This window comes from Salinivirga sp. (assembly GCF_055145285.1).
This window is the reverse complement of the sequence record NZ_JBSRDC010000008.1, coordinates 51451-59724: the sequence shown is the minus strand read 5'-3', so window position 1 is coordinate 59724 and position 8274 is coordinate 51451. Positions and strand designations below refer to the sequence as shown.

General features: G+C 40.3%; 7 protein-coding genes and 1 pseudogene. 2 read left to right on the top strand and 6 right to left on the bottom strand.

Annotated elements, in window-relative coordinates:
• Positions 1-190: T9SS type A sorting domain-containing protein (locus tag ACTB0Y_RS02090; RefSeq protein WP_463205132.1), on the top strand; the 190-nt coding region annotated here is incomplete at its 5' end.
• 585 nt (positions 191-775) lie between these two features.
• Here the strand turns inward: ACTB0Y_RS02090 and lipB are convergent.
• The 4 genes and pseudogenes from lipB to sucC form a co-directional block, all read right to left on the bottom strand.
• The gene (lipB, locus tag ACTB0Y_RS02085; protein WP_463205131.1) at positions 776-1453 is read right to left on the bottom strand and encodes a lipoyl(octanoyl) transferase LipB; all 678 of its coding nucleotides are present in this window, start codon (positions 1451-1453) and stop codon (positions 776-778) included.
• 2 nt (positions 1454-1455) lie between these two features.
• Positions 1456-2325 (bottom strand): annotated as a pseudogene (gene lipA / locus ACTB0Y_RS02080) (lipoyl synthase); the annotation flags it as partial.
• Between the two features lie 748 nt (positions 2326-3073).
• Positions 3074-3310, bottom strand: coding sequence for a hypothetical protein (locus tag ACTB0Y_RS02075; protein ID WP_463205130.1), 237 nt, complete (start codon positions 3308-3310; stop codon positions 3074-3076).
• Between the two features lie 140 nt (positions 3311-3450).
• On the bottom strand, positions 3451-4638 hold the full coding sequence (sucC, locus tag ACTB0Y_RS02070; RefSeq protein WP_463205129.1) for an ADP-forming succinate--CoA ligase subunit beta: 1188 nt from the start codon (positions 4636-4638) through the stop codon (positions 3451-3453).
• Positions 4639-4812: 174 nt separating this feature from the next.
• Between sucC and ACTB0Y_RS02065 the strand changes: the two genes are divergently transcribed.
• Entirely contained in the window at positions 4813-5352 is a 540-nt protein-coding gene (locus tag ACTB0Y_RS02065; RefSeq protein WP_463205128.1) for an RNA methyltransferase, read from the top strand.
• 469 nt (positions 5353-5821) lie between these two features.
• On the opposite strand, the gene ACTB0Y_RS02060 is transcribed toward ACTB0Y_RS02065, so the two are convergent.
• Positions 5822-6547, bottom strand: coding sequence for a hypothetical protein (locus ACTB0Y_RS02060; protein WP_463205127.1), 726 nt, complete (start codon positions 6545-6547; stop codon positions 5822-5824).
• Between the two features lie 139 nt (positions 6548-6686).
• Positions 6687-8246, bottom strand: coding sequence for a peptide MFS transporter (locus tag ACTB0Y_RS02055; RefSeq protein ID WP_463205126.1), 1560 nt, complete (start codon positions 8244-8246; stop codon positions 6687-6689).
• Between the last annotated feature and the right edge of the window lie 28 nt (positions 8247-8274).

Sequence of the window (8274 nt, the reverse complement as noted above, 5' to 3'; positions counted from 1 at the left end):
GGCAGGGAGTGTGGCTGTTAAAATTTACAACAGCGCAGGTAAACTAATCAGGGCATTGCATCATGAAATGAGTAATGCAGGCCAATATCAGAAAACGGTCAATATGGAGGAATTGCCTGACGGCATTTATTTCATCAAAATAGATCAAAACCATACAACCCTGCATACACAAAGTATCGTAGTAAACTAAAAAATAGTAACAGGTGGAATAAAACCAGGTCCGGGGCACTTCGCCTCGGACTTGTTTTATTATTATTTCCCTGGAATAAACGAAGTGTCAGGCTAGTCGCAGTGCGAGTACCAGGTTCTATGCTTGGGAAGGAAATGATTTTGAAAACATAGCCAGGTGCCTCGCATCGTAACTCAGCCCAAAAGCCTGAAAGTCACCGGGTGAATACTTTATAACCATTCGGAAAGATGGCTGTGTATAAATGGCAATGCACAATTCACCCGGTGACTTGTCTGCAGTACCTGAGATATTTTTCAGCGCTGGCTGTTACGAATAATCTAAATACTTGGAGGCCAACTCCTTGCCGGCATGCGATAGACAACCCCGAACAGGGAGGGTTTCACTCTTAGCGAAGACCTCACACGCCCAAAAGCTTGAAAGTCACCGGGTGAATACCTTATAACCGTTCGGGAAAGATGGCTATGTATAAATGGCAATGCACAATTCACCTGGTGACTTGTCTGCATATAGTCAATATTTTCGTGCTGGTTCGGAGCATTAATGACCAGTTTGACGGATCACTTGCGACTATTTATCTAGCTAAAGCTATACTAAATCAGCTTCAAAGGCTTCAGCTAAAAAACCTTTCAATATTGATTTCTCTTTTTCGAAGTCCTGTTTTGCCCCTTTTACTTTTGCAAGTGTGGTTACGCCTTTATCGGTAAATCCACATGGATTGATGTAATCGAAATATTCCAGGTTGGTGTTAATGTTGAGGGCAAAACCATGCATGGTTACGTACTTGCTGGCACGGGTTCCGATGGCACAAACTTTTTCATGTCCGCGCTTGCTTTCTAACCACACACCGGTGGCTTTGGGCAGTTGAAAGGTGTCTAAACCATGAGCTTCCTTCAGGTAATTGATGATGCCGTTTTCGATTTTTTCGATGAAACCTTTATAAGAAACACCGAGGTTTTCCAGGTCAAAAATCGGATACCCCACAATTTGTCCGGGACCATGGTAGGTAACATCGCCGCCACGGTCGATGTGGTAATAAGTAGCATTGATTTTTTCGAGCATTTCGTCTGAAATGAGCATGTTGGTACGGTCGCCATGTTTCCCAAGTGTGTACACATGTGGATGCTCCACAAAAATCAGGTTGTTTTCAGTGGGTTCTTCGTTCTGTTTGCGTGTAATTTGCTTATTAAAAATTACTTCCTGTTTTTTCCAGGCTTCAGCGTATTCGAGCGTTTTCCAGTCTTCGAAAATAATTTTGTTTGTCATAACTAGTTTTCTTTTGATAGATGTTGTTCAGCGTGGTATGATGACCGCACAAGTGGTCCGCTTTCTACTATTTCAAAGCCCTTTTTCAGACCAGCTTTTTTATATTCCTGAAACTCATCAGGTGTAACATATCGCTGCACAGGTATGTTCCTCGCTGACGGTTGTAGGTATTGCCCTATGGTCATTATTTTGCATTCTACAGCCAGCAGGTCGTCCATGGTTTTATCAATATCTTCTTGTGTTTCTCCAAGGCCAACCATAATGCCGCTTTTAGTTTGCACGTCGTTCTGCGCCAGGTATTTTAGTACACGCAATGACCGCTGGTATTCAGCTTTTGACCGTATTTTGGGTGTCAGGTGTTTTACGGTTTCCAGGTTGTGCGAAATGATATCGGGTTCGGCATCAATTACCATATCCAGGAATCTTGGGTTGGCATCAAAATCGGGAATAAGCGCCTCAATAGTAAGATCCGGATTTTTATATTTAATTTCTTTGATTGTGCGCTGCCAGTGATACGCTCCTTTTTGTGGCAAATCATCGCGGTCTACTGAGGTGAGCACGGCATGTTTTAACCCAAGTTTAGCAATTGTACGAGCCAGTTTAATTGGTTCGTTTTCGTCTGGCGGAGCAGGGTTTTTGCTGGTATTCACATTGCAAAACCGGCATGCCCGGGTGCAGGTGTCGCCCAGAATCATGAATGTGGCAGTACCGTTGTTCCAGCATTCACCCATATTCGGGCATTTACCACTTGTGCAAATGGTGTGGAGATTATTCTCTTGGAGAAGTTGGTTTATTTTTTTGTAACTGTCACTTTTTGGCAGCTGTATTTTAAGCCAGTCTGGTTTGCGTTGGTATTGCATGGTGCTGTTTTTAGTCGTTTGAGAATGCGAAAATAAGCATAAAAATGAGAACCAATATGCTTTTCAAAATTACATTACAAAAACTGTGACGTTTTTCTTTTTGGAGCAGAAAAAGGTGTTGTAGAAAATTCGGTAATCTCATATAAATTCGCATGGAGTAGTGCCTATAGGAATTATACCCATCAACGGGTCAGAAAATTTTATATTCAACGCTCTTACGAATACACAACTCCGGCAACGTAAGAATCCGTTGCGCCCTTAGCGTGATATGTTCGCTGCGTTCGTTTCGAGAAGCCACAAACAGTCAGGGATAATATGCTTTTACGGATCACAGCATAAAGTTGTAGACTTACTTTTCCATTGTCAAATTTTGTACCCCATACTGGCATCAATAAATATTATCACTGAAAATTAATGCTTTAAAAAATATTTGGAGGCTGGTTGCCTCTATGTACTTTTAAGGCATATTTGATTCTGTTGAATAATTCAATTGTCAAATTGAGTGAAAAATACTATAATTGAAGTATTTCAACATTGATTACACCTTACCTCAATCCGGTTTGGCTCTTCATTTTTGGGTTATTCGCTTTGGTCATGTGCTCATCAACTAACGGTGATTCGGTTGAACCAAAAACGAAGCAAAATTTAAGCCGATAACCGGCTTAAATTGAAAAAAATCGATGATTCTGTTGATATAATCATTTCTTTTCAATGTCGTTGTGCATCATCCTCAAACAGTTTCATTCCAACATAATTTATTTTAAATGGATGTATTGAACTTACAAGTACAGTTGAATTTGCCTTTGGCTATTTGCTGCATGATAGAAGGTGCTCGCTTAAAATACTTATGTCGATCAAAAAAAACAAACGTAACCAGGTGTTTTAGAATAACTGCCCAATGCGGGTTGGCCTGATCAAATTGGCGGGCCAGCGTTGGAGTGAATGTTGGATCAATATAAATGACATAAAAGAGGCTCGTCCAGCTTTTATTTGTCATTTAATTGATTTAACAGAGCGGGTTGAAGCGTAATTTGATCTTGACTTTTTTGTATCTTTTTTTGTCAAGAAAAAAAGATTGTAAAAGTAAGGGCCTCGCAAAATGCGAAACCCTCACTGATTTTAGTTGAGAAGTTTTTACTATATATTTGTTTTTACCTGATCGGCTGCTTCCTGTAGCGTGATGGCTGAGGAAACTTTCAGCCCTGAATTGTCGATTAATTCTTTTCCTTCCTGCGCATTGGTTCCTTGTAGTCTTACAATTACCGGTACCTGTATGTCGCCTATGCTTTTGTAAGCATCTACCACGCCCTGGGCTACACGGTCGCAACGTACAATACCACCAAAAATGTTGATGAGGATGGCTTTCACATTCTCATCTTTAAGGATGATGCGGAAGCCAGCTTCTACGGTTTTGGCATTAGCCGTGCCCCCTACATCGAGGAAGTTGGCAGGGTCGCCTCCACTAAGTTTGATAATATCCATGGTAGCCATGGCCAAACCTGCTCCATTTACCATGCAGCCTACATTTCCGTCGAGTTTTACAAAGTTGAGTCCATGTTTTCCGGCTTCCACTTCAGCGGGATCTTCTTCTGTAAGGTCGCGCATTTCTGCGTAGTCCTGATGACGGAACAATGCATTGTCGTCGAGGTTTACTTTGGCATCGGCGGCCATAACTTTATCGTCAGAAGTTTTCATTACCGGGTTGATCTCAAATAGCGAGGAATCGCTACCCTCGTAAGCTTTATAAAGGGCCATGGCAAATTTTACCATAGATTTAAAAGCCTGGCCGCTTAAACCCAGATTAAAAGCAATGCGCCGGGCCTGAAATGGCATTAATCCCGTAGCAGGATCTACCTCTTCTTTAAAAATGAGTTCCGGTGTTTTTTCAGCTACAGTTTCGATGTCCATGCCCCCTTCAGTGCTGTACATCACAATATTGCGCCCTGTGTCGCGGTTGAGTAAAACACTCACGTAAAACTCTTCAATTTCCGAAGGTCCCGGATAATAAATACCCTGCTCAATTAGTACACGGTGCACCTTTTTACCTTCAGGTCCGGTTTGATGTGTAACCAGCTGCATACCAATAATATCTTTGGCGTAGGTTTTTACATCGTCCAGCGATTTTGCAATTTTTACACCGCCGCCTTTGCCTCGTCCGCCGGCGTGTATCTGAGCCTTTACAGCCCAGGTGTCACAACCAGTTTGTTCTGCAACCTGACGGGCGGCTTCCACTGCTTTTTCGGCTGTGTCGGCTACTATGCCTGCCGGTATTGGTACATTAAATGATTTTAAGATTGTTTTGGCCTGGTATTCATGAATATTCATGGATGTAGATATTTTAATGATTGATAGCGTAAACGTATTTATTTTTTTTCATATTTACAAATGAGATATGAATAAAGGATCCCAATTAATCAACTCATTTGGCAAACAATAAAAACTACAGAATAGTTTAAACATTTTGATGATCCGTGCTATTTTTGCAGAAACGATTTGACCATGCGGAAACTTAAAATATTTGAAATAGAGCGTCTTGATACTGATTCTTTTAAACAGGCTGAGAAGTTGCCGGTAGTTTTAGTGCTGGACAACATCAGAAGTGCCCACAACGTGGGCTCCTTTTTCCGCACGGCCGATGCTTTCAGGGTTGCCCACATATACTTGTGTGGCATTACTGCCCAGCCGCCCAGCAACGAAATTCGCAAAACGGCATTAGGCGCTACCGAATCTGTAGACTGGAGTTACCATGAAAGCACCCAGGATGTTGTGGAAAGTTTGAAGCAAAAACGTTTTATTATGGCAGGCATTGAACAGGTTGATAATCCGGTAATGCTTGAAGATTACAAGAACGAAAACAATCAGCCTATCGCACTGGTTTTTGGCAATGAAGTAAAAGGGGTGCAGCAATCTGTGCTATATCAGTGCGACATAGTCATTGAAATTCCACAATATGGAACGAAACATTCACTCAACGTTTCTGTTTCTGGAGGGATTGTTATTTGGGAAGTTTTTAAGCAGTTTCGAAATGTTTTAGATTAATTTTATTCGCAAGTTCATGAGCTCACTTCGTTCGGTTCAATGGTCATATAGAACCTCCTATTTCTGACATTAAGCTTTTTACTTTTATTCCTCCGAATAATCATACGCGTGCCTCGCTAGGCGAAGGCGCAGTGTGACAAAAATTTGGTAATGGCTCGGTTCTTCTGCTGAAAAAGTATCATTCACATTTGAACAAAACTACTTTACTGTATCATCCATTTTTCCTAATCTTCTTATCTAAATACACAATAAGTATATATATTGCTATATATATAAAATAAGAAATAAAAAGTTCAGGCAGATTGTCTTTAAAGAAGTTATGTTCTGTTGTTAAACTCATAAAGATAAAAACGCTAAGGTATGCTAATGTGGCAGTAATAATCCTTTTAATCATAACGCTCTGTATTATTGATAAATAAAGTTACCTAAGATATAATTTTTTTTCTTAGGTAACTTTCATGTTTTTATTCTAACAATCTTTCGGTGTGTGTATCACTCCATCGAAAACAGGTCCACCACAACCATATTCATTCTCATTAAGTACCATAGAGACTATACCCCCAGCTAAGGCTGATCCTATAGGTCCAAAAGACGCTCCCCAGAGTATTCCAGCTGTATCTCCGGCTATGACCCCAGTTCCAGGAGCTTTATCAGGATAAAAAGCTGTCCAATAGTCCTTCGAACTACTATGGGCACTAACTGCAATATTATGTAAAGCAGTGAATTGTTTCGAATCAAAATTCGCTCGTTTTGAGTTATTTATAATCTCCTCACAACTAGTCCCATACGATTCTTCAACTTTATCCTTTACATAATTTAAGAATTGTTCTCCGTATGGCACATCAGAATCTTCATCAGTAGAAAATTCATAGAAAAACTCTTTTATGTGGCCAATAGACTCATTAGATAAGCCCTCAGCTTCAGGTTGTTGACTCAAAACATCAACTAATTCAATTAAATCAAGGTTATCAATTTGTCCATCTGATTTTGAGTCGCCTAAGTAATGATCAAAAGCTCTATCAATAAACTTATTATGCAGCTTGCCGATTTCTTTAGCATCTTCAGCAGTAATTGTTGTAATGTCGAAAGCTGAATTCAAACTTTTGTTTACTTCGATTTCTTCACAGCCTTTATAAATTAAAGCACCTGTGAAAAGAAAGGCCAGGAATAGCCCAACAATTTTAATAGTTTTCATCTGTTTAAAATTTTAATTAGTAATATAAATTTGTAATCATGATTACAGGGCAAAGAAAAAAAAAACGACAATCTAACAAACTTTAATAAAAAAAGGTCGAACCTTCCGGAACGACCTTTTTGAAAACATCTTAAATATATTATTTTGAAACTCTTTCAAGCCATTTCAGCATGAAAATCATGGTACCCATAGAAATGAAACATGCTATAACAAACACACTCCATGTCATCCACAATGGTACACTTTCATAAAGTATTGCTCCGATGAAAAGCAGCTGGTTACCTAGTGCTGTTGCACCAAGCCAACCCCCTTGCATAATTCCTTGATATTGCGGTGGAGCCACTTTGGATACGAATGAAATTCCCAGCGGGCTGATGAAAAGCTCAGCAATTGTTAGAATGAGGTATGTTCCGATCAACAGCATCGGAGTAACGCGTTGTGCTGTTTGTAGGGGAATCCCGTCTTGTTGCGGATCAATTGATGAGAACTCAGGTAAGCCCATTGAACCAAGAATCATTACCACATAAGCCATACCGGCTATGAACATACCAATGGCAATTTTCTTGGGTGTTGAAGGTTCCATTCCTCTGGAGCGCAACCAGCCAAAGAACCCAACTATAATTGGTGTAAGGAGTACAATAAAGATTGGGTTAATAGACTGGAAAATTTCGGCCCCTTCAATGGTCACAAATCCAAGATTTATGGCAATTCCGCTCAAATCAGTGAAATCCCTGGCAAACATAGTTAATGTGAGCCCGTTTTGGTGGAAAGAGAACCAGAAAAAGATAACTACGCCAAATACAGCAAAAAGAGCATAAAGTCTTTGTTTGATCTCTTTGGTACTCATTTCTGAACCAACAGCTTCTTTTTTCTTGTCACCTTTTGATTTTTTCTGAACACTGGGGAATTTGTTTTTATTGGCAAGATAAATGAGCAATGATATAACCATTGCTCCTACAGCAATTCCAAATGCATAGTGGAAGCCGGTAGAAAATACCTCAAGGTATTTTGAAGCGAATGCATCTAAATTCATACCAGCCAATTCAGCGGTATTTGTCGCTTGTGCCTGCATTTCATTAAACCGGGTCAGTGCTTGTTCAGAAAGACCGCTTTCCAGATGTTTGTGACACATGGCAGGTAGGTCCGGATTGTAATTGAACCCGTTATTGTTCAGCCACCAGTTTCTGATTCCAATTGCTGTAAATGGCGCAAAAATGGCCCCAACATTAATAAACATGTAAAACAAAGAGAATCCTGAGTCCCGTTTACTGCCATACTTTTCGTTGTCGTACATTTGGCCTACCAGGGCTTGCAGGTTTCCTTTAAACAATCCGTTACCAAACGCAATAATAAATAGTCCGAAAATGGTCAGGGATAGTAAGAGTGCCCGCATTTCATCGGGTACCGGGGTTTGCGTAGGCAGAGCTACTACTGCATAACCTAAGCCCATGACCAGAATACCGGTAAGGATTGTGCCTTTGTAGTTTCGAATCCGGTCTGCAATTAAACCTCCCACAAAAGCAAGAATGTAGATTGAGAAATAAAATACTGAATAAATGAGGCCGGCATCGCCACCACTCAATCCAAATTTTGCTTGTAAGAAAAGCACCAAAATAGCCATCATGGTGTAAAAGCCAAACCGCTCCCCCATGTTCGCCAGGGATGCTGCAATTAGTCCTTTTGGGTGTCCTTTAAACATAATTATTTTTCTTTGGTTAGTAATTCAT

What these genes read in the sequence shown, in the direction of transcription:
- lipB (WP_463205131.1), bottom strand. Translation starts at nt 1,453, where the DNA reads ATGACAAACAAAATTATTTTCGAAGACTGGAAAACGCTCGAATACGCT.
- ACTB0Y_RS02075 (WP_463205130.1), bottom strand. Translation starts at nt 3,310, where the DNA reads ATGACAAATAAAAGCTGGACGAGCCTCTTTTATGTCATTTATATTGAT.
- sucC (WP_463205129.1), bottom strand. Translation starts at nt 4,638, where the DNA reads ATGAATATTCATGAATACCAGGCCAAAACAATCTTAAAATCATTTAAT.
- ACTB0Y_RS02065 (WP_463205128.1), top strand. Translation starts at nt 4,813, where the DNA reads ATGCGGAAACTTAAAATATTTGAAATAGAGCGTCTTGATACTGATTCT.
- ACTB0Y_RS02060 (WP_463205127.1), bottom strand. Translation starts at nt 6,547, where the DNA reads ATGAAAACTATTAAAATTGTTGGGCTATTCCTGGCCTTTCTTTTCACA.
- ACTB0Y_RS02055 (WP_463205126.1), bottom strand. Translation starts at nt 8,246, where the DNA reads ATGTTTAAAGGACACCCAAAAGGACTAATTGCAGCATCCCTGGCGAAC.